This is a genomic window from Methylobacterium brachythecii (assembly GCF_014196345.1).
In the GTDB taxonomy this organism is placed as follows: domain Bacteria; phylum Pseudomonadota; class Alphaproteobacteria; order Rhizobiales; family Beijerinckiaceae; genus Methylobacterium; species Methylobacterium brachythecii.
In genome coordinates, this window is sequence record NZ_JACIDN010000004.1 from 116,182 (window position 1) to 141,355 (window position 25,174).

The following is a 25,174-nucleotide window of genomic DNA, read 5'->3' on the forward strand; positions in this document are numbered from 1 at the left end:
ACGCTGAAGATAGTGGGTTCGGGGCCGCGCGTTAAGCCCCTCCTGCTCAACCTGCCCCGAGCAGCCGGATCGCCGCGTCCCGCTCGAACAGGTAGAGCAGCACCCGCAGCGCCTCGCCACGCTCACTCCGCAGGGCCGGATCGCGCTCGACGATCAACCGGGCGTCGTCGCGGGCCGCTTCCAGGAGATCGCCGTCGCTCTCGATCCGGGCGAGGCGGAAAGCGGCCAGCCCCGATTGACGGGTGCCGAGCACCTCGCCTTCGCCGCGCAGCCGCAGATCCTCCTCGGCGAGGCGGAACCCGTCTTCGGTCTCGCGCATCATTTCGAGCCGCGCCTTGGCGGCCTGGCCGAGAGGGCCACGATAGAGCAGGAGGCAGGAGGACGCCCTCGCTCCGCGCCCGACCCGACCGCGCAGCTGGTGGAGCTGGGCGAGTCCGAAGCGCTCGGCATGCTCGATCACCATGATGGTGGCCTCCGGCACGTCGACCCCCACCTCGACCACGGTGGTGGATACCAGGATCCTGGTATCCCCGGACGCGAAGCGCTCCATCGCCGCGTCCTTCTCGGGCCCCGGCATCTTGCCGTGGATCAGGCCGACGCTGGTGCCGAACTCCTTGGTGAGGTCGTCGAAACGCTCGGCCGCGGCGGCGAGGTCGACGAACTCGGATTCGGCCACCAGCGGACAGATCCAGTAGACGCGGTCGCCCGCCTCGAGCGCCCGATGCAGGCCGGCGACGACCTCGTCGATGCGCTCGATCGGAACCGTCAGGGTCTTGATCGGCTGACGGCCGGCCGGCTTCTCGTCGAGCACCGAGACGTCCATGTCGCCGAAGAAGGTCAGCGCCAGGGTGCGCGGGATCGGCGTTGCGGTCATCACAAGGATGTCCACCGCCTCGCCCTTGGCACCGAGCGCGAGGCGCTGATGCACGCCGAAGCGGTGCTGCTCGTCGACCACGGCGAGGCCCAGGTCGGAGAACACCACGCTGTCCTGGAACAGCGCGTGGGTACCGACCAGGATGTCGATCTTGCCCTCGGCGAGGTCGGACAAAGTCGCCCGGCGCTCGGCGACCCGGTCGCGTCCGGTGAGGAGGCGGATGCGGAGCGCCCCGATCAGCGGCGTCAGCCGCTCGAAATGCTGTCTGGCAAGAATCTCGGTCGGCGCCATCAGCGCGGCCTGGCGGCCGGCCTCGACGGCCGAGGCCATGGCGAGCAGCGCCACCGCCGTCTTGCCCGAGCCGACATCGCCCTGGAGCAGGCGCAGCATGCGCCTGTCGGAGGCCATGTCGGCCCGGATTTCGGTCACGGCCCGCGCCTGGGCGCCGGTTAGCGCGAAGGGCAGGGTGGCTTCGATCCGCTCCTTCAGATGACCGTCGCCGGCGTTGGAGCGGCCGGGTTTTCGCCGGGCGCGGGCCCGCATCAGCGCGAGAGCGAGCTGCGAGGCCAGGAGCTCGTCATAGGCGAGGCGGCGGCGCGCGGGTGTCGAGGGCGCGATCTCGCCTTCGGCCACCGGGGGAGGGGCCTCTTCGGGGTGGTGCTCGGCGCGAAGAGCGTCGGCGAAGGGCGCGAAATCCTGCGCACGCAGCCAGGCCGGGTCCTGCCATTCAGGCAGCACCGGCAGCCGCTCGAGCGCGCTGTGCGCCAGCCGGCTGATCGAGCGGGAGGTCAGCCCTTCGGTGGCGCCGTAGACCGGCTCGACGGCCGGGAGGTCGGCAAGGCCGGCCTCGTCGATGATCCGGGAGGGATGCACCATCTGGCGCATGCCGTCCCACAGCTCGATCCGGCCCGAGACGAAGCGGTGGCTCCCGAGCGGCAGCATCTTTTCCACCCGCGCCCGCGGCATGCCGAAGAACACGAGGCTGATGTCGCCGGTCCCGTCCTCCACCAGCACCCGGTAGGCGCGCCGCCCACCCGTGGGTGCCCGATGCTCGACGACCGTGACGCCGAGGGTGACCGGCTCGCCGATCGGCGCCTGCGCGATCGCGCCGACGAGCGGCCGCGCGATGCCGCGCTGGGGTAGGTGGAACAGGAGGTCGACGATGCGCGCCGGCCGCTCGTCCGTGCCAAGCAGCTTCTCGATGAGCGGCGCCATCTTGGCCCCGACGCCGGGCAATCCGCGAACGGGCGCGAACAGGGCGTCGAGGATGCTCGGGCGCAGGCGAGGTGTGTCGTCGGTCATGGGGCGAAGCTGTGTAGGCCCGCGAGGATATGGCGTCATCCACCCGCCGTCGCGCCCCTGCGACCAAGGAGAGGTGGAGAGCGGCACCGGCCGTGCCTCTTGTCGCCCTCTGGGCGAGGGGGGACCATGCGCAGAATAGTGGAGCAGGCAGCGCATGGTTCGCGGGGCTTGGACAGAGGCCGGTAACGACAGGGCCGCCCCCTCCGTCCCCTTCGCGGCCATTTCCCCTGGAGGTGGAGGAGGGGCCCGCCGCAGACCAATGCGATCGGCCCTGGATCCTCTGATCACCGGATCCGCCGATCTCAGGATCCGCTGATCCCGTGATGGCTCGGTTTCGCATGGCGGGCCGCCTCGGCTAGAACGGCCTATCCTTCACGGAGCCCCCCATGTCCGGCACCACCCGCACCAGCGCCGATCTCGACCCGCGCCGCCGCCGCATGCTGTTCCGGTCCTGGCACCGCGGCATGCGTGAGATGGATCTGCTGATGGGCCGCTTCGCCGATGCCGAGATCGGGGACCTGTCGGACGAAGACCTCGACGCATTCGAGACCCTGATCGAGTTGCCCGATCGCGACCTGCTCGGCTGGCTCACCGGCGAGGCCGCGACGCCGGCCGAGCACGACACGCCGGTCTTTCGCCGCCTCAAGGCCTTCCACCGGCACGATTCACCGATCCATTCCTGACGATGGATTGAATAGTGCGGGCGGACACGTCCACCCAAATCGACTAGTCCCAGACTTCGATTGTGCCGAATCGTCGCAACGCAACCACGATGCGACTCGATTGCTGATCGAAGGAGTGGACATGATCGTGAAGTCCGTTGGGCGAGCCAGCCCCGTCGCGCTGTGTCTGGCGCTCGCCATCGTCGCGAGCCCGGGGCCGTCTCGGGCACAGACCGCGCCGACCCCGGCTGCGCCGACGACACAGGCCGCGCCGCAACCCGGCCCGATGACCGCCGAGCAGAAGGCGGCCGAGGTCAAGTCGGCCTGGAGCGACGCCCAGAAAGTCGCGACGCTCGGACCGAACGACGTGAAGCTCCTCGATCAGGCCGACCTCAAGCTCCCCGACAACACCGCTTTCGTGCCGGCCTTGCAGGCGAAGCGCATCCTGCGCGCCTACGGCAACACGCCGGGCGCGGACGTGGTTGGCCTCGTCACCGGCACCGCCGAGAAGGACGACTGGCTGGTCGTCGTCCGCTACATCAAGGAAGGCTACATCAAGGACGACGACGCCAAGGACTGGAACGCCGACGACCTGCTCGCCAACATCAAGGAGGGCACGGCCCAATCCAACGAAGACCGCGCCGCCCGCGGCTTCCCGAAGCTGCGCATCGTCGGCTGGATCGAGAAGCCCACTTACGACGCGCAGACCCACCGCCTGGTCTGGTCGCTCTCTTCGAAGCAGGAAAACGAGCCCGACAGCGCCGATGGCGGCGTCAACTACAATACCTACGCCCTCGGCCGAGACGGCTATTTCAGCCTCAACCTGCTGACTTCGCAGAGCGAGGTCGAGGCGAAGAAGCCCGTGGCGCACACGCTGCTCTCAAACCTCACCTACGTCGACGGCAAGCGCTATAGCGACGTCAACATGTCGACCGACCGCATCGCCGCGTACGGCCTCGCGGCGCTGGTCGGCGGCGTCGCCGTGAAGAAGCTCGGCCTGTTCGCGATCGCGGCGGCGTTCCTGCTGAAGTTCGCCAAGATCGGCATCATCGCCGTGATCGGCCTCGGCGCCGGTATCTCCAGGCTGTTCAAGCGCAAGCCCAAGACCGATTCGCAGGTGGCAGCTTCTTCCGCGCACGACCCGTCGTGAAGCTGCTGCTCCTGCTCCTCGGGGCGCTGAAACTCGGCAAGGTGGCAACGACAGGCGGGACGATGCTCCTGTCCGTCGCCGCCTACGCCCTGGTCTGGGGCTGGCGCTATGCGGCGGGCTTCGTCGCGCTGCTCTTCGCCCACGAGATGGGCCATTTCGTTGCCGCCCGGCAGCGGAACCTCGATGTCGGCGCGCCCGCCTTCATCCCCTTCGTCGGCGCCTGGATCGCCCTGAAGGAGACCCCGATCGACGCCGAGACCGAGGCCTACGTGGCGGTGGCGGGCCCCTTCGTCGGCACGCTCGCGGCCTTCGCGGTCTATTTCGTCGCCCGCGCCGAGGACAGCACGCTGCTCCTGGCGATCGCCTATTCCGGCTTCTTCCTGAACCTGTTCAACCTGTTGCCGGTCTCGCCGCTGGATGGCGGCCGCATCACGGCGATCGTCAGTCCGCGGATCTGGCTCATCGGCGCGCCGATGATGATGGCGTTGATGCTCTACCAGCCGAGCCCGGTGCTGGTCCTGGTCGCGATCGTCGCCGTCCCGCAGCTCATCGCCGCCTGGAACTACGACGCGAACGCGCCGGAGAACCGCGCCTATTACGGCGTGGCCGCCCAGACGAAAGCCGAATACGCCGCCCTCTATCTCGCCCTCGCCGCGCTCCTCGCGCTGATGACCTACAACGTCCACGAGATGCTCGGGCACGTGCATACGGCACGGGTGTGACGGGGTACGCACGGACTCCCCTCCCACCCCCTCATCCTGAGGTGCTGGCGCGCAGCGTCAGCCTCGAAGGAGGGGTCCGGTGGTCTGCCCTCGCTTCGAGAGTCGCCGTCGGCTGTTCGGGCTTGCCCGAGGCCCCTGCCGGAAGGCATGCGACGCAGGCGACACCGGCAAGGCGCATCGCCCCCTGACCAAAAACCCCGTTTCGAGCTACATCCCGCCCGACATGGCCAAACCTGCCCCCGCACCCGCCCCCAAACAGCAGGTCGCGCGCTTCGCGCTGCCGAAATCCGCGCCGCTGACGAAAGCGATCGACGCGCTGAAGCGCGGCGACAGCCCGACGCTGTCGAGCGTGCCGGACGGGTTCGACACCATCGTCGTCGCCGACCTCGCCCGCGCCCTGGCGCAGGGCTTCGAAGGGCCGGCGGTGCTCGTCCATGTCGCGCGCGATTCCGGACGCTCGAACGCCTTCCAGACCGCGCTGAAATTCGTCGCCCCCGAGATCGAGGTGATGAATTTCCCGAGCTGGGATTGCCAACCCTACGACCGGGTCTCGCCGAATTCCGGCATCGCGGCCCAGCGCATGACGGCGCTCTCCCGGCTGACCCGCTCGCGCTCCTCGGAGGAGAAGCCGCGCATTCTCTGCACCACGGTGAACGCCCTGGTGCAGCGCGTGCCGCCGAAGAGCCGGATCGCGGTGGAGACGTTTTCCGCCTCCGCCGGCAGCGTCATGCCCATGGAAAAGGTCACGGAATGGGTCGAGGCCAACGGCTTCCTGCGCACGGGGACGGTGCGTGACACGGGTGAATACGCCGTGCGCGGCGGCATCCTCGACCTGTCGCCGCCCGGCCTGCCGAACCCGATCCGCCTCGATTTCTTCGGCGACACGCTGGAGAGCATCCGCGCCTTCGATCCGGAAACGCAGCGCACCGTCGGCACGCTCCGCTCTCTCGACCTCGTGCCGATGAGCGAGGTGCAGCTCGTCACCGAGACGATCCGGCGTTTCCGCCAGGGCTATATCGCCAGCTTCGGCGCGGCACCGCGAGACGACCGGCTCTACGAGACCGTGAGCGAGGGCCGCCGCTATGCCGGCCTCGAACACTGGATGCCACTGTTCTACGAGCAGCTCGACACGCTGTTCGACTATGTCGGCGGCGTGCCGCTGGTCTTCGACGCGCAGGCCGAGGATGCCGCTGCCGAGCGGCTCTCGCTGATCCAGGACTATTTCCAGGCCCGCGACGAGGCGCAGAAGACGCCGCAGCCGGGCGTCGCCCCCTACAAGCCGCTGCCGCCGCGCGCGCTCTACCTGACCCCGAACGAGCTCAAGGAGCGCATCGCCACCGGCGCCGTCGCCCGGCTGACCCCGTTTGCCGTTCCCGAGAGCGAGGCGCGCGCGGCCATCGATTGCGGCGCCCATGCCGGCCGCTGTTTCGCGCCCGAGCGCGCCGACGAAGCCGCCAGCGTGTTCGATGCGGCGGTGGCACACATCAAGGACCTGCAGGGATCCGGTCATCACGTGATCCTCGGATCCTGGTCCGACGGCTCGCGCGACCGGCTCTGCGGCGTGCTGGCCGATCACGGCCTCAAGAAGCCGATCACCATCAACACCTTGACCGCGGTGAACGCACTGAAGCGCGGCACCGACGTCGCGGTCGCGGTCTGGGGTCTCGAATCCGGCTTCACCATCGACCGGCTCGCCGTCGTCTCCGAAGGCGACATTTTGGGCGATCGGCTCGTGCGCCAGAAGCGCAAGTCCAAGCGTCCGCAGGACGTGATCCTGGAGGTTCAGGCGCTGCAGCCGGGCGATCTCGTCGTCCATGCCGACCACGGCATCGGTCGCTTCGTCACCCTCAAGACCGTGCATGCCGCCGGCACGCCGCACGATTGCCTGGAGATCCAATACGCCACCGGCCTGCTGCTGCTGCCGGTGGAGAACATCGAGCTGCTGACCCGCTACGGCTCCGAGGATTCGGAGGTCGCCCTCGACCGCCTCGGCGGCAGCGGATGGCAGGCCCGCAAGGCCCGGATGAAGAAGCGCATCCTCGAAATGGCCGGCGCGCTCATCAAGGTCGCGGCCCAGCGCTTCGTGAAACAAGCCCCGCGCCTGCACCCGCCGGAGGGGCTCTACGGCGAGTTCGCCTCGCGCTTCCAATTCGAGGAGACCGAGGACCAGCAGAACGCCATCGACGCGGTGCTCGACGACCTCAATGCCGGCCGGCCGATGGACCGTCTCGTCTGCGGCGATGTCGGCTTCGGCAAGACCGAGGTGGCGCTCCGCGCCGCCTTCGCCGGCGCAATCTCTGGCAAACAGGTCGCGGTGATCGTGCCGACGACGCTGCTCGCCCGCCAGCACTACCGGAATTTCGCCGAGCGCTTCAAAGGGCTGCCGGTTCAGGTGGCTCAGCTCTCGCGCTTCGTCTCGGCCGGCGAGATGAAGCAGGTCAGGGCAGGGCTCGCCGACGGCACCGTCGATATCGTCGTCGGCACCCACGCGCTGCTCGCCAAGAACATTGCGTTCAAGAATCTCGGCCTGATCATCGTCGACGAGGAGCAGCACTTTGGCGTCTCCCACAAGGAGCGGCTGAAGACGCTGCAGGCCGACGTCCACGTGCTGACGCTCTCGGCGACGCCGATCCCGCGCACGCTGCAGCTCGCCATGACCGGCGTGCGCGAGCTTTCGATCATCGCCACGCCTCCGGTGGACCGCCTCGCGGTGCGCACCTTCGTGACGCCCTTCGACCCGCTGCTGATCCGCGAGGCGCTGCTGCGCGAGCGCTACCGGGGCGGGCAGTCCTTCTACGTCGTCCCGCGCATCGAGGACCTCGCCGAGGTCAAGCGCTTCCTCGATCAGGAGATGCCCGAGACCACCGTCGCGGTGGCCCACGGCCAGATGGCAGCCGGGCAGTTGGAGGACGTCATGACGGCCTTCTATGAGGGCAAGTACGACGTGCTGCTCTCGACCACCATCGTCGAATCGGGCCTCGACATCCCCACCGCCAACACGCTGATCGTGCACCGGGCCGACATGTTCGGCCTCGCCCAGCTCTACCAGCTGCGCGGCCGCGTCGGCCGTTCGAAGGCCCGCGCCTACGCGCTGTTCACGACGCCGGCCAACCGCCAACTCACCACCCAGGCCGAGCAGCGCCTCAAGGTGCTCCAGACCCTCGACACGCTGGGCGCCGGCTTCCAGCTCGCGAGCCACGACCTCGACATCCGCGGCGCCGGCAATCTTTTGGGAGATGAGCAGTCCGGCCACATCAAGGAGGTCGGTTACGAGCTGTACCAGCAGATGCTGGAGGACGCCGTCACCGCCCTGAAGGCCGGCATCGAGGAGCCGGAGGAAGAAGCCTGGTCGCCGACCATCGCGCTCGGCGCGCCGGTCACCATCCCGGAGGACTACGTCGAGGACCTCACCGTGCGCCTCGGCCTCTACCGCCGCCTCTCGACGCTCGAGAGCGACGCCGAGCTCGAGAGCTTCGGTGCCGAGCTGATCGACCGATTCGGCAAGCTGCCGCCGGAGGTGGAGCAGCTCCTCAAGATCGTGACCATCAAGCTGCTCTGCCACGAGACCAACATCGAGAAGGTCGAGGCCGGGCCGAAGGGCATCGTGGTTCAGTTCCGCGACAAGAAGTTCGCCAACCCGCCTGGGCTGATCACCTACGTCACCGAGCAAGCCTCCTTCGCGAAGGTCCGGCCGGACATGAGCATCGTCTTCATCCGCGAGCTGAACAGCATCCCGGCGCGGCTGAAGGAGACCACGGGCATCCTGCGCAGCCTCGCGAAGATCGCGGGGCAGGGGAAGAAGGCCGCCTGAAACCAAAAAGGCGAGCCTCCCGGCTCGCCCCTGTCATCGTTTCGTTGCCGGAGGTGCTTAGAGGTCCGGCTCGTTGAGCACGTAGGGACCGATTCGGCTCTTGAGGTCGACCGGGGCGCCGGCCCGCATCAATCCGCCATCCATGTCGATGACGGGGATGCCACCGCGCTTCATCTGCTCACGCAGACGGTTCGCAAGGCGCTCGTAGACGGCGTCGCGACGGTTGGAACTCTGGAGAACGACAGCGGCGGGGCGTGCGATCACGGCCAGCACATCGTCGAAGGCTTCGATCGAAGCGGTGACGCTGGCATAACCGAGCCCTGCGAGGTCGGCGGCCAGGGAATGGTCGGCGAGACGGACGCCGTCGTCGACGACTAGCACTTGCTGCAGCGCACCCATAAGCGTCGGTGTTATCCCAGATAGCCGACCCTGGGAAGGGCCGCAGTGCAATAACTCACATGGCCACGATTGGTTCGCCGGCCAAATCGATCCCGTGACGATGCCGCTCTCCAGGTGAGCGCGAGATGAACTCGAACGTGGAATTCGAGCGATTCGGTCGCCGTGCCGATCGGCCGGCATCCACAATCGTCTGGCAGGCTTAAGAAATTTTCGACGTACCGGCGGCAGCGCGCGTAGCGTCGTCACGGGCGCCGACGCCCGACGCGCCGAACGTCAAGCTTGCGCGAAAGATCAGGGGATAGCGTCGAGAGCATGGGCCGGCCCCGCGACGAGCGCGGTGGCGAGGCCGGCCGTGATCACCGGCTCGTAGGGACTCGGCCGCCAGGCCTCTGCCGGTTCGGAGGCCGGTATTCCGCGATGCAACGGGACGCAGGCGCAGGCCTGTCCCCGGAAGGTGAGGCGACCTTCCTGGTTACGGCTCATGGCGATCAGCGAATCGGGCAGGGCGAGGCGTTCGGGCGAGGCCAGGACGAGGGCGAGGTCGCGGGCTGTGCCGCGGCGGCCGGACAGGATCGCGGTCTCGTCGAAGGCGACGGTGTCGATCACGGCCTCGACGCGTAGCGCCTGATCGGACCGCCGGCTGCGGTTGGGGAAGCGAACCGGCGCCCGGTGGGCGAGGGCGACCGAGCGCAGGGTCGGCGGCAGGGCGCGTCCGGCAAGGTTGGCTTCGAGGAAGCCGGGGGCGACGAGGTGCGTCGGCACCTCGCGCGCCAAGGCCGAGGCGAAGGCCGCGCCGTCGAACAGCGGCAAGGTTTCGAGAGCCGCACCCGAGACGAGGGACGCGGCCAGGCCCGTCGCGAGACCGCGCAGGTCGTGCGGCCCGATCAGGCTGAGGATGCGCTCATCCGGGCCGACGCGAGTCGCCACGAGATGCGCCGTCGCGGCCGCAACGAGAGAGCCGAAGCCGCGGTGGACCGGCCGGCCGGGATCGCCCGAGGCGAAGCTGACGAGGCCGATGCTGCCCGGTGCCGAAGAGGGCGGCACGTTCGAGGCAGCAGCGCGCTCGTCGAGCACCATGCCGTCGAGGTTGATCACGCCATCCGGAACCTCCGGTCCGAACGCGGCGACGTAGCGCAGCCCGAAATAGCGTGCGGCAACCGCACAGATCCGCTCGGCCGGCGCCGACGCGCCGAGGCGGGCCTGGGTGAGGATCGCCGAGACCCCGACACCCTGGACGGCGGCGACGAGGGTGTCCTCGTCCCAGGAGACCGGCAGGAGGCAAGGCGTGTGGCCGGCCGCCTCGACCGCGAGCAGGGCGAGAGCGCTTTCGGCGCTGCCGGGCAGGCACAGGCCGATGCGGCTTCCCGGCGGCAGGCGCCAGGCGCGCAGGCCGCGGGCGAGGCGGTCGACGATCTCTGCGGCGGCCCCATAGGTCCATGTGATGGCCGGCCGGCTGCTCCAGTTCAGCTTGTCGGCCGGATCGATCAGGGCGACACGGTCCGGATGGTGGCGGGCGGTCATGCGCAACAGCGCGCCGAGCCCGATCCGCGCCATGACGGGCGTACCCAGCGTCTCAGCCCCTGTGACAGCCCAATGCGCAGACACCCGGACGCATCCCCGATCCTGTTCTCGGTGATGGGGCGCTTATGGTTAACCCGGCGTTAAACCTCCGGCATCGGGCGAAGTCGCCGAACCGGTCGACTCTCGTCCATTTGGGCCACCCACGCTCTTCCGATTCAGCCCGCATGGGTGTACGGCGCAGGCGTCATGCCTTCGCCTCATTACGGGGGGAAAGCAGGCCGCGCGATCATTCGACAGGGCAGAGGGTTAGCTGGATCAGGCACCCAAACGCCCGCGAAGATCCGGCTTTTCGCGATGGGGCCGACCCGTCGCCGACTTGTCGGATCGCACCAGTCCCGCTGGTCTCCGGACAGCAGCGTGCGTCACGTAAGCCGCACCAAGAAGCGACGATTCGAATCCGTTGAAGGGGTCATGAAGCCGATGTTCCTTGCAAACCGTCCCGCGCGCCCGCTGCGCACTGCTACGCTGATCGCTCTGGCGGGCCTCGGCGCCGGCCTTGCCAGCCCGGCCTTCGCCCAAGCCAACAAGAAGCCCGCCCCGGCGGCTCCCGCGCCCACCGCCCCGGCTCCGGCCGCTCCGGCAGGTCAGCCGCCGCAGGGTGCTGCCCAGCAGGCCGGCCCGCAGATCATCGCCGTCAAGTCCGAGCCGAGCCAGGACAAGTGGACCAAGGTCTGCGGCAACGACAAGAATTCCGGCACCGACGTCTGCTACACCACCCGCGACTTCGTCTCGGACAATGGCCAGCCGGTTCTCGCCACCGCGGTCTACGACATGAAGAACCCGGCCCAGAAGCAGGAGGTCAAGGTCGTCCGCTTCCTTCTGCCGCTCGGCCTGATGCTCGCCCCGGGCATCCGCTTCAGCGTCGACGGCAAGGAGCTCACCGCCGGCAAGTTCGCGGTCTGCTTCCCCAACGGCTGCTTCGCAGAAGCCGGCGGCGTCTCGGCCGAGTTCATGAATGCGCTGAAGAAGGGCACCACGCTCAACGTCGCGGTTCAGAACCAGACCCAGAAGGAAGTGATCTTCGCGGTGCCGCTCGCTGGCTTCGGCACGGCCTTCGACGGCCCGGCCATCGACCCGAAGGTGCTCGAAGAGCAGCAGAAGAAGCTGCAGGCTGAGCTTGAGAAGAAGAGCGACGACATGCGCAAGAAACTCGAGACCCAGGGCGCCAGCGCCGCGCCGAAGCCGTAAGGCCCGAGCCATCCCTCTCGGCCCGGAACACGGGCCAAGAGGGATCACGGAGGGTGATCACGGTCAGCGAACGAAAAAGGCCGGGCATCGCTGCCCGGCCTTTTTCATGCCCGAGGTTTCGGGAAACTCAATTCGCCTGGCCGGCCCGCACCCGGTAGGCACCGTCGGGCGCCCGGTCGAACACCTCCGGGATGCCGGCATGGCGCAGGGCCTCGCCCGACATGTCCGGCACGAGGTTCTGCTCGGAGACGTAGGCGATGTACTCGCTGTCCGCGTTCTCGGCGAGCAGGTGGTAGAAGGGCTGGTCCCGTCGTGGCCGCACCTCCTCGGGTATCGCCTCCCACCACTCCTCGGTGTTGGCGAATTCCGGGTCGACGTCGAACACGACGCCGCGGAACGGGTAGATCCGGTGACGGACCACCGCTCCGAGGTTGAACTTGGCGGTTCTGATCAGGTCTTCGGGCATCGCGGTATCGGCCATGGCCGTAAAATAGGCCGGGTCGGCGTTCCTGTCATCCGATCCCGGACTGCATCCCCATCAAGGCAGCTTGTAGACTTTCGCCAGCTCCGGGTCCTTGTCGGCCACGAGGCGGGCGAGGTCGACGATGACCTTGGCCTGTTTCCAGGTGGCGTCGTCCTGCATCTTGCCGTCGAGCATCACCGCGCCGGTACCGTCGGGCATGGCCTCGACGATCCGGGCGGCGAAGTTCACCTCGTCCGGGTCCGGCGCAAACACCTTCTTGGCGATGGCGACCTGGCTCGGATGCAGCGTCCAGGCGCCGGCGCAGCCCATCAGGAAGGCGTTGCGGAACTGGACCTCGCAGGCCGCGGCATCGGAAAAATCGCCGAACGGGCCGTAGAAGGCCTTGATGCCGTTGGCCGCGCAGGCGTCGACCATTTTCGCGATCGTGTAGTGCCAGAGGTCCTGCTGGGCCGAGACGCGGGCCTCCTCGCCCTTGGCGTCCGCGATGACGCGGTATTCGGGATGGCCGCCGCCGACGCGGGTGGTCTTCATGCTGCGCGAGGCCGCGAGATCGGCCGGGCCGAGGCTCATGCCGTGCATGCGCGGGGAGGCCGAGGCGATGGCATCGACATTCGCCACGCCTTCGGCCGTCTCCAGGATGGCGTGAACCAGGATCGGCTTCTCGACCTTGTGGCGCGCCTCGAGCTGGGCGAGCAACTGGTCGATGTAATGGATGTCCCAAGGCCCCTCGACCTTCGGCACCATGATCACGTCGAGCTTGGAGCCGATCTCGCCGACGACCTCGAACAGGTCGTCGAGAATCCAGGGCGAGTTCAGGGCGTTGATGCGGGTCCAGAGGCCGGTGCCGGTTTTGGCGAAATCGACCTCCTTGCCCATGGCGATGAAGCCCTTGCGCGCGGCTTCCTTCTGGTCGGCCGGCACGGCGTCTTCGAGGTTGCCGAGCACCACGTCCACAGTCGCGGCGAGGTCGCCGACCTTGGCGCGAACCTTTTCGTTGTGGGGCGGCACGAAGTGGATCATGCGCTCGAGCTTCACCGGAAGCTCGCGGAAGGGCTCGGGAGCACCGGCAGCGAGCGGCTGGAAGAAGCGGCGCGGAAGTTTCATGCGTTTCGGGCTCCGGAAGGCGTGTGTTGGCCTCCCGTTAGTTCACCCGCCGCCTCCGCGTAAAGGCTACCCGGGTACAACCATTAGGGCATATGCGCCGCGACGCGCTTAGCGATGGCATTCACCCGTTGGGTGGCGTCGTCGTAGAGCGCCTTGTCACGCATGTCGCCGCCGACTCGGACCGCGATGTTGACCACGCCCTTGCGGATGACGATCTGGTTCGTCGGCGAGAGGCTGGCTTCGTCACCGATCCCCTGCAGGTCGGTCTTGGCATCGCCGACCTTCTTCGAGATCTGATAATATTTGAGCGCGAGTTCGGGCGTCGCGGCGACGTCTTGGACGTTCAGCGAGATCGTGTTGCTGATGATCTTCCGGGCGCCGCCCTCGGTCAGCGCCTTGCTCGCGGTATAGTGGCAGGCGATCGGGTTCGGCAGTTTCTCGACCTTCTGCTCGCGCCCGTCCGAGGTCAGGGTACCCATGACCTTGCGGACTGGATCCAGCTTCATGTCGCCGAAGACCGCGCGCACGTCCTCTTCCATCAGAAGGCCGCAGGCGTCGGGCCACCGATCGACGGGAGCCTGAGCGGATTTGCGGGTATCGGGCGGGATGATGACCTCGTCCTTCGGCGCGACGGGGCTCTTCACTGCCGTATCCGTGCCGGCGACCATGCCGGTCCCCTCCTGCCAGCGCCCCGCCGCCTGCTCGGCCAGCGCCAGGGCATTCGGCAAGGTCTGCGTCGAGTAATTGTCGAGGGAGATGACGAAGACGAGATCGCCTTTGCGCACGCGCACGTCCGTCGTGAACTCGGACACCTCTTGGAAGGCCTCGTCGCCGATGCCGCGCGCAGGTTCGACCGTGCGCTTCTTGTTGGGATCGGATTCGGCGATCTTGGTGCGGGTGCTGAGCACGTTCTTGAAGACGTCGATTGAGCCGCCTCGGCCGCTCGTTCCCTCGCCGGACAGTACGACGGTGACGGTGACGAACTTCGCCAGGTCCGATCGGGAGGTTGGGCTCGGCAGGCGTACGAGATACTGGCAGCCCTGATTGTACTGGGGCCCCTTGAAGACCAAGCTCAGGGTCGCGCCTTTGCTCTCGACTGGGCGTCCGGGAAACAGCGTTTCGAGATCGGATTTTCGAACGAGCCCACAGGCATCGGGTTTTCCCGGCGGCGTCGTAGTGACGGGCGCAGTCTGGGCCGTCGCGCTCATCGGGGCCGCGAACGCCGTCAGGAATGCCAAGCCAAGGATCGAGAGCGGGTTGCCCGTCTGCGTCGCAAGTCGAGTCATCGCTGGATACTCCAGGGTCCATGCCGGCCGAGCCCGTACGGCGCGCTCGCGGGTCGCCGCCGTCGAGACGGTTTAGCTTCATCTCCGAACCGTCGAAGGCAGGCTTAGCCGCTGGTTTGGCCGGAATCGGGTGCGCAGCCGCACAGCGTTGCCCAAGGGTGCCGCTGCACCGCAAAATCGTCGGAACTGGCCGATGGCTTGCGTGTTTCTGCGTCGAGGCGGCGGCGAGCGCTACGGCGCGATGCGAATGAGGCAGTCAGGACGCGGCAGTCGAGACGGACCGGGCCCACAACTGATCTTCCAAAAGCTTTTCCAAGGAAAGCATTTGGGAACTCTTGTTGGCTCATGGTTTCGTGGACATCCTATGGTGGCCATGTCGTCGTGAGACTGCTCTCGTCCTCGGGGTATCGCCATGACAGCAGAATCGACGACGATGAGCGCCAGCCGGCGCGGAGCGATCACGGGCGCCGTCCTGCTCGCCCTCGGATTGGGTCTCGACGACGGCGCGCTCGCGCGCTCGCCGGCGCAACATCAGCGCCCGCAGGCGGCCGAGAAGTTGGCACAGAAGGCGCAGGCTCCCGATCCGCTCCAGCAGGGCAAGCAGGAGCGCGTGCCGTTCACGGCCCAGGAAACGGCCAGCGCCAAGCCCGAGGATCTGCCCAGTTCCGTGAGATTCGCCGGCGACGATCCGGCCGCCTTCCAGAAGGTCGTCGGCGACGCCAGGGCGGCTCACGATTCCTGGCTCGTCATCTCCGGCGGTGGTGAGAACGGCGCCTTCGCGGCCGGCATCCTCAGCGGTTGGTCGCGGGCCGGCAACCGCCCGAACTTCGGCGTGATCACCGGGGTGAGCACCGGGGCGCTGATCGCGCCATTCGCGTTCGTCGGCCCGTCGGCGGATGCGGCGCTCAAGCAGAACTACACCGAGATCACCGCGGCCGACGTGTTCGAGTTCGGAGGCACTAACGCGGCGCTGACGGATACTTGGCCGCTCAAGGACCGGATCGACAAATCGGTCACGCCCGATCTGCTCAAGGCGATCGCGGCCGAGCATGCCAAGGGCCGCCGCCTCCTCGTCGCGACGACGCAGGTCGAGACCGAGCGCCCTGTGGTCTGGGACATGGGCGCCATCGCCAGCCTCGCGAGCGGCCCCGAAGCCCAGAAATATGGCGACAGGCCGTTGAAGCTGTTTCGCGAGATCGTGCTCGCCTCCACCGCCGTTCCCGGCGTGTTTCCGCCAGTGATGATCGATGCGGTCACCGAGGGCGGCAAGCGCATCCAGGAGATGCACGACGACGGCGGCTCCATGGCGCCCTATTACTTGGCGCCCGCCGCGACGCTCGCCGGCGCGCCGGATGGGGGCATGAAGCTGCCGGCGAGCACGGTCTATCTCGTGATCAACAACAAGCTGACGCCGGAATTCGGTCTCGTGCCGCGCACGGTTCTCGGGGTGCTCAGCGGCACGGTGTCGGCAGCGATCAAGGCACAGACGCAGGGCGCCCTCGCGATCACACGGGCCTATGCCGCCCGCACCCATCTCGACCTGCGCGTCGCCGAGATCGACGGCCGCTTCGACAAGGTCTCACCGGGTCCCTTCGACCCGAAATACATGAAGGCCCTGTTCGAGCACGGCGAAGCGCTGGCCAAGAGCGGAAAGGCCTTCCCGGAGGCACAGATCGCCTCACCGAGAGGGCGCTCCGACAATCTCAAGGGTGCCGACGCCGTGCCGATGGACGATCGCACCCTCGCGCAACGCTGATCGCCGGCCCGTCAGCGCCCTCGCATCAGCTCGGGCGCTCCGAGCCGGGGCAACACGCCCTCACGCATCACCGCGCGTCTGAGCGGTCCGATCGTGCTCATGGCGAGCAGGCCGAGCCCGCGGAGAGCGTCGACGGGCAGGAGATCCGCGAGCAGGCTGCGGTTGAGCCAATCGACCGCGGTTCCCCGCAGGCGGGCATCGACGGCGCGGCCCCGCGCGAAGCCGGACAACGCCGCCCGGCTGCCTGGGTCGCGCCCAGCCTGTCGAGCCGCGATGACCGCATCGCGAAGACCCGCCGCATCACGCAATCCGAGATTCAGCCCCTGCGCACCGATCGGCGGGAAGACGTGAGCGGCCTCGCTGATCAGGGCGAGCCGCTCCGCCACCGGGGTCGAGACCGACAGGCCCCGCATCGGCACGAGCCCGCGCGGGCCGTCGATCCGCATGGCCCCGAGCATCGCCTGGGCCTGGCGTTCGATGGAGCTGGCCAGGGCTGCGTCGTCGAGAGCCGAGAGACGGCGAGCCGGACCTTCTCCCATCACCCAGACCAGGCTCGAACGGTGGCCGCCGGGAAGCGGCACCAGTGTGAAGGGTCCCGAGCGTGTGTGGAACTCGGTGGAGACGTCGCGATGCGGGCGATAATGAGCGAGAATCGTGGTGACGGCCGCTTGCGGATAGGACCAGTCCCGCACCGCAAGCCCCGACGACGCCCTGAGCGGCGAGCGCCCGCCATCGGCGCCGACGATCAGGCGCGCCTCGACCGTACGGTCATCCTCCAGTGTGATCCGCGCACCGTCTTCATCGCGAAGGTTTGCGGTCGCGTCGCTCTCGAACACCGTGAGGTTCGGCGTCGCGCGGGCGAGCGCCCGAAGGCTTTCCACCAGCCGCGCGCTCTCGACGTTCCAGCCGAAAGCGTCGAGGCCGATTTCGGAGGCCACGAAGCGGGCAGGGGGTGGTCGAAACAGGCTGCCGGTATCGTCGACGAGATGCAGTTCGATGAGCGGTGCGGCCTGCGGAGCGATCGCAGCCCAGGCGCCGAGCGCATCGAGAAACCGCACCGAGCCGTCGAGGAGCGCCACGGTCCGCCCGTCGGCGACGGGCGCGTGCCGTCCGATCAGGGCCGTGGCGATGCCCTCGCGCGCCAGAGCCAGTGCAGCGGACAATCCCGCGGCACCCGCTCCCACCACCGCCACTTCGAAGCCAGTCTCGCCCGACACCTTGCACTCCGGGAGATCGACGGCGCAGCCATGACCAGGGCGCCTCTTGAACTCCTGCTTACAGAGGCGGCATGGCAGCTGGGTCAAGAGCGTATGAAACCAAACCGTTCTTTTCGCATTATCCCCGCTGCGTTGAAGCTTTCGGCGACGCGGGGGGCGTCTCTTGAAACGTTTTGTTCTGACGAAGACCGAGCTCGACGAGCGCAGCTTCGGATCGCCGTTCGACCCGTTATTGCACGGTGTCGCCCAGGGTCTCGCCAATCTCTTCCCGCCGATCGAGACCGTCCGCCTTCCTCAATCCGAGGAGGAGGCCCTCCGCTGGCATGAAGCGGCCGACGAACTCACGGATGAATGACGGGGCACTCATGAAACCCGAGCTGATCGACCAGCACATCACGGCAATGACGGCTGCGAGCACGAACCTGCTGCGCCAGATGTACGACGAGGGGCTGGACTACTCGCTCGACGTCCGGCCGGCCGATACGGCCACCATGCATGTCAGCGTGCGCGACCTGACCCCCGACATCGAGGACCGCATCCGCCGCTGCCTGCTCGGCACCGGGATGCAGATCGCGGTTCGAGAGGTCTGACACTGTCGCCTCGGCCTCGTCGGCCCTATCTCCGCTTCGAGCTTCAGTGTCGAGGAAGAGCGTAGATGCCCAAGGCGATCCGGATTCACGAGTATGGCGGGCCGGAGGCGATGTCCTACGAGGACGTCCCGACACAGGAGCCGGGCCCCGGCCAGATCCGCGTCCGGCAGACGGCGATCGGCGTCAACTTCATCGACGTCTACTTCCGCAAGGGCGCCTACAAGGCAGCCTCGATGCCCTTCACCCTCGGCAAGGAAGGCGCCGGCGAGGTTGCGGCCCTCGGTGAGGGCGTCACCGGTTTCAAGGTCGGCGAGCGCGTCGCCTATGCCGGTGCCGTCGGCACCTATGCCGAGGAGGTGATCGTCGAAGCTTCGGGGACGGTGCGCGTGCCTGACGGCGTCAGCGACGAGACCGCCGCCGCGATGATGTTGAAGGGCCTCACCGCCCAGTACCTGCTGCGCCGGACCTACCGGGTGCAGAAGGGCGACACGATCCTGTTCCACGCGGCCGCCGGCGGCGTCGGCCTGATCGCCACGCAATGGGCCAAGCACCTCGGCGCCACCGTGATCGGCACCGTGGGTTCCGAAGAGAAGGCCCAGCTCGCGCGAGACCACGGCTGTGATCATGTGATCCTGTACCGCGACGAGGATTTCGCTGCCCGGGTCAAGGAGATCACCAAGGGGGAGGGCGTGCCGGTCGTCTATGACGGCGTCGGCAAGGACACCTTCCCAGCCTCCCTCGATTGTCTGCGGCCCTTCGGCACCTTCGCGAGCTTCGGCTCGTCCTCCGGCCCGATCGACGCTTTCGACATCGGCATCCTCGCCCAGAAGGGCTCGCTCTTCGCGACCCGGCCGACCCTCTTCACCCACATCGCGACGCGCGAACTGCTCGACGCCAACGCGGCCGAATTGTTCGACGTCGTGAAGAGCGGCGCCGTGAAGATCCCGATCCATTCGCGCGCGCGGCTTGCCGACGCGGCTCAGGTCCATCGCGATCTCGAAGCGCGGAACACCACCGGCTCGACGGTGATGATCCCGTGATCCCTGGATCGCCGGATACCTTGATCCCCGTATCCTCGTCCCGCCTGCCGTGATGAGGTTTTCGGAATCAGACGTCCTCGTCGTGGTGGATGTCCAGAACGATTTCCTCCCCGGCGGGGCTCTGGCCGTACCGGACGGCGATGCGGTGATCGCGCCGATCAACCGGCTGGCGAGGCACGCGCCGCATGTCGTCGTCACCCAGGACTGGCATCCCACCGGGCACGTCTCGTTCGCGTCTCGCCATCCCGGGAAGATGCCATTCGGAAAGATCGCGTTGCCCTATGGCGATCAGGCGCTCTGGCCGGATCACTGTGTGCAGGGCAGCCCAGGTGCCGAGCTGGCCCCAGGGCTCGAGGTTTCACGGGCAGGCCTGATCCTGCGGAAGGGCACCCAACCCGGGGTGGACAGCTACTCGGCCTTCCTCGAGGCGGACCGGACGGCCCGCACGGGGCTCGCTGCATATCTGCGCGAGCGTGGCCTGACCCGGCTCGTCCTCACCGGCCTGGCGACCGACTTCTGCATCCTCTGGACCGCCCTCGACGCGCGAGCCGAAGGCTTCGACGTCGTTCTCGTCGAGGATGCGGTGCGGGGGATCGACGCGGACGGCTCGGTCAGCCGAGCCCTGGAGACGATGGCGCAGGCCGGCGTGGAGCGCATCCACAGCCAGGCGATCGACGCCTGACGGGATCACGGCATCACAGGATACCGTGAAGCATCGCGCCGAGGGCGATCCCACATCCTTGGATCACGGGATCCTTTCCCTAGATCACGCTGCGTTTTGACGAAATCCGTCAAAACGCAGAAAACGTGATCGATTCAATGGTTTAGTGCATGCTTTATGCGAAAAACCGTTGCCACTTTTTCGCAGCATGCTCTAGACGGCGATGCCGTGCAGGTCATAGGCCTCGGCCCGCTCGATCTTCACGGTGACGATGTCGCCCGGCCGCAGGGGCCGTCGCGAGGAGACGTGCACCGAACCGTCGATCTCCGGCGCATCGGCCTTGGACCGGCCCTTCGCCACCGTCGGCCCGGCCTCGTCGATGATCACCTGCAGCCGCTTGCCGACCTTGCCCCGCTGCAGCTTGAGCGAGACCCCGCTCTGAGCCTCCATGAATCGGCGCTTGCGCTCGGCCTTCACCTCCGGCGGAACCTGCACCCCGATATCGTTCGCCGTGGCGCCCCGTACCGGCTCGTATTCGAAGCAGCCGACGCGTTCCAGCTTGGCTTCCTTGATCCAGTCGACCAGCTCTTCGAATTCCGCGTCGGTCTCGCCCGGAAACCCGACGATAAAAGTCGAGCGGATCGCGAGATCGGGGCAGGTCTCGCGCCAGCGCCGGATGCGATCGAGCTGCTTCTCTTGGTTGCCCGGCCGACGCATCCTCTTGAGAACGCTGGGAGACGCGTGCTGGAGCGGCATGTCGAGATAGGGCAGGATCTTGCCCTCCGCCATCAGCGGAATGACCTCGTCGACATGCGGGTAGGGGTAGACGTAGTGGAGCCTGACCCAGGCTCCGAGTTCGCCGAGCTCCTTGCTGAGGTCGTAGAAGCGGGCGCGCACGTCACGATCCTGCCAGCGGCTCGCAGCATAGCGGGTGTCGACGCCGTAGGCGCTGGTATCCTGCGAGACGACCAGCAACTCCTTGACCCCGGCCTTCACCAGCTTCTCGGCCTCGCGCAGCACGTCCGCTGCCGGCCGGCTGACGAGATCGCCGCGCAGCGACGGGATGATGCAGAAGGTGCAGCGATTGTTGCAGCCCTCGGAAATCTTCAAATAGGCGTAGTGCCGCGGCGTCAGTTTCACGCCCTGCGGCGGGATCAGGTCGAGGAACGGGTCGTGCGCCGGGGGTACAGCCTCGTGGACCGCCGCAACCACGGATTCGTAGGCCTGCGGCCCGGTGACGGCGAGAAGCTGCGGATATTTTTCGCGGATCTCTTCCGGCTGCGCGCCCATGCAGCCGGTAACGATGACCCGGCCGTTCTCGGCCATCGCCTCCCCGATCGCCGAGAGCGACTCGGCCTTGGCCGAGTCGAGGAAACCGCAGGTGTTGACGATCACCACGTCCGCTCCGTCGTGGCGCCGGGCCAGTTCGTAGCCCTCGGCCCGCAGGTGCGTGAGGATCCGCTCGGAATCGACAAGCGCCTTGGGGCAACCCAGGGAGACGAACGAAATCCGCGGTGCGGGTTTCGTCACGGCATCCGAGGCGACGGATTCGGCTATGGCGGTCATGACGGCTCGAACGGGGATGCGAACTGAGGCGGCCGGGCAGACCGTATGGATCGCGAACGGAACAGGGTGCGGGGGGGTATACCCGGCCGCGGCCATCGTTGCGAGCCTCGTGCCCGACATGATCCGGCTACCCTCAGCCAATTCGCTGCCGTGGCGTCAGGCGAATGGGATTCACGACGCCTGAACCGAACCTGATATTATAAGTATATATCTATCAAAGTTTTATCGAGCTAACTTCGACTCTTTTCTTAGACGCGGGGGCGAGTTGCGGCACCCATCTCATGCCCTGGCTGCAGAGGAGGCGCATCGCTTCGGAATTGACGTGAGGCTCTCCGGCGCAGTTGGTGCATGGAAGGACACCGAGCGCGAGACGCGAAAACATCTCACCCATGGTCTGGACCCGCGAGATCCCATCCATCGATCCGATCGTGGCGGCGGCGCGCCTGTCGCGCCTGCCCGGACTCGTCTTCCTCGACAGCGCCATGCAGCACCAAACACTCGGCCGCGTCTCGGTGCTGGCAGCCGATCCGTTCGGCAGGTTCCGGCTGCGCGATGGCCGAGCGACCCTCGACGGGCAGCCCCTCGAAGGCAAGCCGCTGGATGCCCTGCGCACCTGCCTGGCACCGTACCGGCTGCCGCCCCTGCCCGAGCTGCCGGGATTTCCGGGGGCCGCCATCGGCTACTTCGCCTACGATCTCGGCCGCGAGTTGGAACGGGTCGTGCCGCCTCCGCGTCGGGCCGGTCTGACCGACGACATCGCCCTCAACCTCTACGACACCCTGCTCGTCATCGAACACCAGCACGATCGCTGCCTTCTGGTCGCCACCGGCTTCCCGGAGATCGACACGGCCGACCGCGAAGCGCGCGCCCTGGCTCGTCTCGACGCTTTCGCCGAACTGCTCGAAACCAGGGAGCCCGAGCCATCCTCAGAGCCGTTTCAGGCGCTCACCTGGCACTCGAACTTCACACGCCAAAGTTTTGAATCGGCAGTTGAAAAAGTTCGCGATTACATTCGTGCCGGCGACATCTACCAAGCCAACATCGCCCAGCGCTTCAGCGCCGATCTGCCTCCGGGCTTCGATGGTTTCGCCCTTTACCAGCGGTTGCGGGCGACCAATCCAGCGACCTTCGGTGCCTATCTCGCCTTCGACGAGTTGACCGTCGCGTCGAGCTCGCCGGAGCGCTTCGTCACCCTGCGCGGCCGAGAGGTCGAGACGCGCCCGATCAAGGGCACGGTGCGCCGTGTCGACGACCCGGACCAGGATGCCATCCTGGCGCGAGCCCTTCAGCAGAACCCGAAGGAGCGCGCCGAGAACATCATGATCGTCGATCTGCTGCGCAACGATCTCTCGCGGGTCTGCGAGCCGCGCAGCGTGCGCGTACCGGTGCTGTGCGGCCTGGAATCCTATGCCTCGGTCCACCATCTCGTCTCGGTGGTCACCGGCACCCTGCGGGAGGGAGCCGACGCCTTCGACCTCATCGAGAAGACCTTCCCCGGCGGCTCGATCACCGGCGCGCCGAAGCTCAGGGCCATGGACATCATCACCGAAATCGAAGGCGACGCCCGGGAGCTGTATTGCGGGGCCATCGGCGCCATCGGCTTCGACGGTTCCATGGACACCTCCATTGCCATCCGCACCGTGTTCATGGACCGGCACCAAGCCGTGCTCCAGGCCGGCGGCGGCATCACGCTGCTCTCCGAGCCAGGCCCCGAATACGAGGAGACCCTGACCAAGGCCGCCCGGGTCTTCGCCGCGTTCGAGCCGGACGAGGCGGGCGCGCCATGATCCTCGTCATCGACAACTACGATTCCTTCGTCTTCAACGTCGTTCGCTATTTCGAGGAACTCGGCGAGACGGTGGAGGTGGCGCGCAACGACGCGCTCTCGGTGGCGGAGATCCGCGCCATCGTACCCGATGCCATGGTGATCTCGCCGGGCCCCTGCACGCCGGCCGAGGCCGGGGTCAGCCTGCCGGCGATCCGCGAACTCTCGGGGGCCGTGCCGATTCTCGGCGTCTGCCTCGGCCATCAGGCCATCGGCGCGGCCTTCGGTGGACGGGTCGAACGCGCGATCCGTCCGCTGCATGGCCACGCGACGCCGATCCACCACGATGGCACCGGGCTGTTCTCGGGCCTGTCCGATCCGATGGCGGTGGCGCGCTATCACTCCCTGATCGTCTCGCCGCAACCCGGCATGGAGCGCCATCTCGCCATCGACGCCGTCTCGGACGAGGGCGAGATCATGGCGCTCTCACATCGCCGGCACCCGACCTGGGGCATCCAGTTCCACCCGGAATCGGTGCTGACCGAGGGCGGCCATGCCATCTTCGCCAACTTCCTCCGGCTCGCCCGAGCCTGGCGCGAGGGCAGGGGGCGGATGCCGGAGCGGCAACCCGAACCTTGGGCGGCCCATGCTCTGGTATGATGGCCGGATCGTCGAGGGGCCGGTGCCCTTCGACCTCGCCGATCGCGGTCTTTTGCTTGGCGATGGCGTGTTCGATACGGCGCTCGCCCTCAATGGCCGTATCGTGTTCGAGGCGGCCCATGTCGCCCGCCTCGTCGCCGCGGCCGAGACGCTCGGCTTCGGGATCGATACGGGGATCCTCGTGGAAGCCATGCGGGCCGTCGCCGGAACAGCGCCTCGTACGGCTATCCGCACCACCGTGACGCGCGGGTCGGGTCCACGCGGCATCGCGCCACCCGCCGAGATTCGGCCACTCGTCTTCGCCAGCGCGGCTGCGAGCAACGCCAGTCTCGCCTTCTCGAGCCTGCGCCTTCAGATCTCGACCATCGCCCGTAACGACACCTCACCGGCCTCTCGCACGAAAACCCTCGGCTATCTCGATGCGGTCCTCGCTGCGCGCTCGGCTCAGGCTGCCGGGTTCGGCGACGCCCTGTTTCTCAACACACGGGGACGCGTAGCCTGCGCGGGAACGGGCAACCTCTTCGCCCTGATCGATGGCAGGCTCGTCACGCCACCCGTCGAAGAAGGCGTCTTGCCCGGCATCGTGCGGGGCACGGTGTTGGAGAACGCGTCTGGCCTCGGCGTGGGGATCGACGAACGGCCATTGGACCTGGATGAGCTTCGGCAGGCGCAGGCGGCCTTCGTCACCAACTCGCTGCGGTTGCTGAGCCCCGTCACGGTGATCGACGACCGGATCTTGGCGAGTGCCGAGGATGGCACGGTCGCTCGCTGCCGCGAGTTGATCGCAGCAGCGGTTCAGGGTTCACAGTGAACGAAAGCGCCAGGACGGATGCTCGCGCCTGGATGCGCTGGGCGATGATGGTCGCCTATGGCGGCATCGGCGTCGTTCACCTCGTGGCGACGGACCGGTTCCTGCCGATCATGCCGGATTGGGTTCCGCATCCGTGGCTCGTCGTGGTGATCACGGGCCTGTGCGAGATCGCAGGCGCCGTCGCTCTGACGGTCCCGCGCCTGCAGCGGTTCGCCGGAATCCTATTCGCGCTCTACGCGGTCTGCGTGTTTCCGGCGAACCTGAAACACGCTCTCGATCACGTCTCTGTGCCGCCGATTCCGGATAGCTGGTGGTACCACGGTCCGCGACTGGCGCTGCAGCCGATCATAGTCTGGTGGGCGCTTTTCGCCGCCCACGTCATCGACTGGCCGTTCGGCAAGCCACCGCGCAGGACAGGATAGGCTGATCCCGTGATCCTGCGACGCAAGGATCACGGGATCAGCTCATCTGCACAGTCGTGTCATATCGGTGCCAAGCTGGCTCCGGTCTGATCCTCGTCATGCCGAAGCGTCGCGATTCCGGCC

The 25,174-nt window shown here is 67.5% G+C and carries 22 protein-coding genes; 14 read left to right on the plus strand and 8 right to left on the minus strand.

What is annotated here, in order from left to right; all coding sequences use genetic code 11:
• Positions 1-46 precede the first annotated feature (46 nt).
• On the minus strand, positions 47-2,176 hold the full coding sequence (gene recG / locus GGR33_RS11775; protein WP_183505322.1) for an ATP-dependent DNA helicase RecG: 2,130 nt from the start codon (positions 2,174-2,176) through the stop codon (positions 47-49).
• Positions 2,177-2,562: 386 nt separating this feature from the next.
• On the opposite strand from recG, the gene GGR33_RS11780 reads away from it, so the two are divergent.
• The 4 genes from GGR33_RS11780 to mfd all read left to right on the plus strand — a co-directional run bounded on the left by GGR33_RS11780 (position 2,563) and on the right by mfd (position 8,521).
• On the plus strand, positions 2,563-2,859 hold the full coding sequence (locus GGR33_RS11780; protein ID WP_183505324.1) for an FAD assembly factor SdhE: 297 nt from the start codon (positions 2,563-2,565) through the stop codon (positions 2,857-2,859).
• A gap of 121 nt (positions 2,860-2,980) precedes the next feature.
• Positions 2,981-3,988 (plus strand): DUF2167 domain-containing protein, encoded by a 1,008-nt coding sequence (locus tag GGR33_RS11785; protein ID WP_183505326.1) that lies wholly within the window; start codon positions 2,981-2,983, stop codon positions 3,986-3,988.
• Positions 3,985-4,710 (plus strand): site-2 protease family protein, encoded by a 726-nt coding sequence (locus GGR33_RS11790; RefSeq protein WP_183505328.1) that lies wholly within the window; start codon positions 3,985-3,987, stop codon positions 4,708-4,710. The genes GGR33_RS11785 and GGR33_RS11790 overlap by 4 nt, the downstream gene beginning before the upstream one ends.
• Positions 4,711-4,933: 223 nt before the next feature.
• Positions 4,934-8,521: a transcription-repair coupling factor gene (gene mfd / locus GGR33_RS11795; RefSeq protein WP_183505330.1), complete on the plus strand. Its 3,588-nt coding sequence runs from the start codon at positions 4,934-4,936 to the stop codon at positions 8,519-8,521.
• 57 nt (positions 8,522-8,578) lie between these two features.
• Here the strand turns inward: mfd and GGR33_RS11800 are convergent, their stop codons facing one another.
• Both GGR33_RS11800 and GGR33_RS11805 read right to left on the minus strand, forming a co-directional pair.
• Positions 8,579-8,920 (minus strand): hypothetical protein, encoded by a 342-nt coding sequence (locus GGR33_RS11800; RefSeq protein ID WP_183505332.1) that lies wholly within the window; start codon positions 8,918-8,920, stop codon positions 8,579-8,581.
• A 291-nt stretch (positions 8,921-9,211) separates the two neighbouring features.
• The gene (locus GGR33_RS11805) at positions 9,212-10,474 is read right to left on the minus strand and encodes an AMP-binding protein (RefSeq protein WP_183505995.1); all 1,263 of its coding nucleotides are present in this window, start codon (positions 10,472-10,474) and stop codon (positions 9,212-9,214) included.
• Between the two features lie 447 nt (positions 10,475-10,921).
• Between GGR33_RS11805 and GGR33_RS11810 the strand changes: the two genes are divergently transcribed.
• Entirely contained in the window at positions 10,922-11,689 is a 768-nt protein-coding gene (locus GGR33_RS11810; protein ID WP_183505997.1) for an invasion associated locus B family protein, read from the plus strand.
• Positions 11,690-11,816: 127 nt separating this feature from the next.
• Here the strand turns inward: GGR33_RS11810 and hspQ are convergent, their stop codons facing one another.
• From hspQ to GGR33_RS11825, 3 genes are all read right to left on the minus strand, one after another.
• Positions 11,817-12,170, minus strand: coding sequence for a heat shock protein HspQ (hspQ, locus tag GGR33_RS11815; protein ID WP_425488774.1), 354 nt, complete (start codon positions 12,168-12,170; stop codon positions 11,817-11,819).
• Between the two features lie 57 nt (positions 12,171-12,227).
• The gene (locus tag GGR33_RS11820; protein WP_183505334.1) at positions 12,228-13,277 is read right to left on the minus strand and encodes an HpcH/HpaI aldolase/citrate lyase family protein; all 1,050 of its coding nucleotides are present in this window, start codon (positions 13,275-13,277) and stop codon (positions 12,228-12,230) included.
• An 83-nt stretch (positions 13,278-13,360) separates the two neighbouring features.
• Positions 13,361-14,563 (minus strand): hypothetical protein, encoded by a 1,203-nt coding sequence (locus tag GGR33_RS11825; protein WP_183505336.1) that lies wholly within the window; start codon positions 14,561-14,563, stop codon positions 13,361-13,363.
• 433 nt (positions 14,564-14,996) lie between these two features.
• On the opposite strand from GGR33_RS11825, the gene GGR33_RS11830 reads away from it, so the two are divergent.
• A complete protein-coding gene (locus tag GGR33_RS11830; RefSeq protein ID WP_183506001.1) occupies positions 14,997-16,319 on the plus strand; it encodes a patatin-like phospholipase family protein in 1,323 nt (440 codons plus the stop codon).
• Positions 16,320-16,330: 11 nt separating this feature from the next.
• Here GGR33_RS11830 and GGR33_RS11835 read toward each other — a convergent pair whose 3' ends face one another.
• A complete protein-coding gene (locus GGR33_RS11835; RefSeq protein ID WP_183505338.1) occupies positions 16,331-17,536 on the minus strand; it encodes an FAD-dependent monooxygenase in 1,206 nt (401 codons plus the stop codon).
• Positions 17,537-17,699: 163 nt separating this feature from the next.
• Between GGR33_RS11835 and GGR33_RS11840 the strand changes: the two genes are divergently transcribed.
• The 4 genes from GGR33_RS11840 to pncA all read left to right on the plus strand — a co-directional run bounded on the left by GGR33_RS11840 (position 17,700) and on the right by pncA (position 19,848).
• The gene (locus GGR33_RS11840) at positions 17,700-17,891 is read left to right on the plus strand and encodes a hypothetical protein (RefSeq protein WP_183505339.1); all 192 of its coding nucleotides are present in this window, start codon (positions 17,700-17,702) and stop codon (positions 17,889-17,891) included.
• A gap of 10 nt (positions 17,892-17,901) precedes the next feature.
• Positions 17,902-18,126, plus strand: coding sequence for a hypothetical protein (locus GGR33_RS11845; protein WP_183505341.1), 225 nt, complete (start codon positions 17,902-17,904; stop codon positions 18,124-18,126).
• Positions 18,127-18,191: 65 nt separating this feature from the next.
• Entirely contained in the window at positions 18,192-19,166 is a 975-nt protein-coding gene (locus GGR33_RS11850; RefSeq protein ID WP_183505343.1) for a quinone oxidoreductase family protein, read from the plus strand.
• Between the two features lie 52 nt (positions 19,167-19,218).
• Positions 19,219-19,848 carry a bifunctional nicotinamidase/pyrazinamidase gene (gene pncA, locus GGR33_RS11855; RefSeq protein WP_183505345.1) on the plus strand — a complete coding sequence of 210 codons (630 nt, stop codon included), beginning with the start codon at positions 19,219-19,221 and terminating at the stop codon, positions 19,846-19,848.
• A 192-nt stretch (positions 19,849-20,040) separates the two neighbouring features.
• On the opposite strand, the gene rimO is transcribed toward pncA, so the two are convergent.
• Positions 20,041-21,393 carry a 30S ribosomal protein S12 methylthiotransferase RimO gene (gene rimO / locus GGR33_RS11860; protein WP_183505347.1) on the minus strand — a complete coding sequence of 451 codons (1,353 nt, stop codon included), beginning with the start codon at positions 21,391-21,393 and terminating at the stop codon, positions 20,041-20,043.
• 389 nt (positions 21,394-21,782) lie between these two features.
• On the opposite strand from rimO, the gene pabB reads away from it, so the two are divergent.
• Genes pabB through GGR33_RS11880 form a run of 4 tightly spaced genes read left to right on the plus strand, consistent with a single transcriptional unit; the run spans position 21,783 to position 25,051 of the window.
• Entirely contained in the window at positions 21,783-23,180 is a 1,398-nt protein-coding gene (gene pabB / locus GGR33_RS11865) for an aminodeoxychorismate synthase component I (protein ID WP_183505349.1), read from the plus strand.
• A complete protein-coding gene (locus GGR33_RS11870) occupies positions 23,177-23,818 on the plus strand; it encodes an anthranilate synthase component II (RefSeq protein WP_183505351.1) in 642 nt (213 codons plus the stop codon). Before pabB ends, GGR33_RS11870 begins: the two co-directional genes overlap by 4 nt.
• Complete coding sequence (locus GGR33_RS11875; protein ID WP_183505353.1) at positions 23,805-24,629, plus strand: aminotransferase class IV; 825 nt, start codon at positions 23,805-23,807, stop codon at positions 24,627-24,629. The genes GGR33_RS11870 and GGR33_RS11875 overlap by 14 nt, the downstream gene beginning before the upstream one ends.
• A 32-nt stretch (positions 24,630-24,661) precedes the next feature.
• Positions 24,662-25,051 carry a DoxX family protein gene (locus GGR33_RS11880; protein WP_183506003.1) on the plus strand — a complete coding sequence of 130 codons (390 nt, stop codon included), beginning with the start codon at positions 24,662-24,664 and terminating at the stop codon, positions 25,049-25,051.
• Positions 25,052-25,174: the final 123 nt, after the last annotated feature.

What these genes read in the sequence shown, in the direction of transcription:
- recG (WP_183505322.1), bottom strand. Translation starts at nt 2,176, where the DNA reads ATGACCGACGACACACCTCGCCTGCGCCCGAGCATCCTCGACGCCCTG.
- GGR33_RS11780 (WP_183505324.1), top strand. Translation starts at nt 2,563, where the DNA reads ATGTCCGGCACCACCCGCACCAGCGCCGATCTCGACCCGCGCCGCCGC.
- GGR33_RS11785 (WP_183505326.1), top strand. Translation starts at nt 2,981, where the DNA reads ATGATCGTGAAGTCCGTTGGGCGAGCCAGCCCCGTCGCGCTGTGTCTG.
- mfd (WP_183505330.1), top strand. Translation starts at nt 4,934, where the DNA reads ATGGCCAAACCTGCCCCCGCACCCGCCCCCAAACAGCAGGTCGCGCGC.
- GGR33_RS11800 (WP_183505332.1), bottom strand. Translation starts at nt 8,920, where the DNA reads ATGGGTGCGCTGCAGCAAGTGCTAGTCGTCGACGACGGCGTCCGTCTC.
- GGR33_RS11805 (WP_183505995.1), bottom strand. Translation starts at nt 10,474, where the DNA reads ATGGCGCGGATCGGGCTCGGCGCGCTGTTGCGCATGACCGCCCGCCAC.
- GGR33_RS11810 (WP_183505997.1), top strand. Translation starts at nt 10,922, where the DNA reads ATGTTCCTTGCAAACCGTCCCGCGCGCCCGCTGCGCACTGCTACGCTG.
- hspQ (WP_425488774.1), bottom strand. Translation starts at nt 12,170, where the DNA reads ATGGCCGATACCGCGATGCCCGAAGACCTGATCAGAACCGCCAAGTTC.
- GGR33_RS11820 (WP_183505334.1), bottom strand. Translation starts at nt 13,277, where the DNA reads ATGAAACTTCCGCGCCGCTTCTTCCAGCCGCTCGCTGCCGGTGCTCCC.
- GGR33_RS11825 (WP_183505336.1), bottom strand. Translation starts at nt 14,563, where the DNA reads ATGACTCGACTTGCGACGCAGACGGGCAACCCGCTCTCGATCCTTGGC.
- GGR33_RS11830 (WP_183506001.1), top strand. Translation starts at nt 14,997, where the DNA reads ATGAGCGCCAGCCGGCGCGGAGCGATCACGGGCGCCGTCCTGCTCGCC.
- GGR33_RS11845 (WP_183505341.1), top strand. Translation starts at nt 17,902, where the DNA reads ATGAAACCCGAGCTGATCGACCAGCACATCACGGCAATGACGGCTGCG.
- GGR33_RS11850 (WP_183505343.1), top strand. Translation starts at nt 18,192, where the DNA reads ATGCCCAAGGCGATCCGGATTCACGAGTATGGCGGGCCGGAGGCGATG.
- pncA (WP_183505345.1), top strand. Translation starts at nt 19,219, where the DNA reads ATGAGGTTTTCGGAATCAGACGTCCTCGTCGTGGTGGATGTCCAGAAC.
- rimO (WP_183505347.1), bottom strand. Translation starts at nt 21,393, where the DNA reads ATGACCGCCATAGCCGAATCCGTCGCCTCGGATGCCGTGACGAAACCC.
- pabB (WP_183505349.1), top strand. Translation starts at nt 21,783, where the DNA reads ATGGTCTGGACCCGCGAGATCCCATCCATCGATCCGATCGTGGCGGCG.
- GGR33_RS11870 (WP_183505351.1), top strand. Translation starts at nt 23,177, where the DNA reads ATGATCCTCGTCATCGACAACTACGATTCCTTCGTCTTCAACGTCGTT.
- GGR33_RS11875 (WP_183505353.1), top strand. Translation starts at nt 23,805, where the DNA reads ATGCTCTGGTATGATGGCCGGATCGTCGAGGGGCCGGTGCCCTTCGAC.
- GGR33_RS11880 (WP_183506003.1), top strand. Translation starts at nt 24,662, where the DNA reads ATGCGCTGGGCGATGATGGTCGCCTATGGCGGCATCGGCGTCGTTCAC.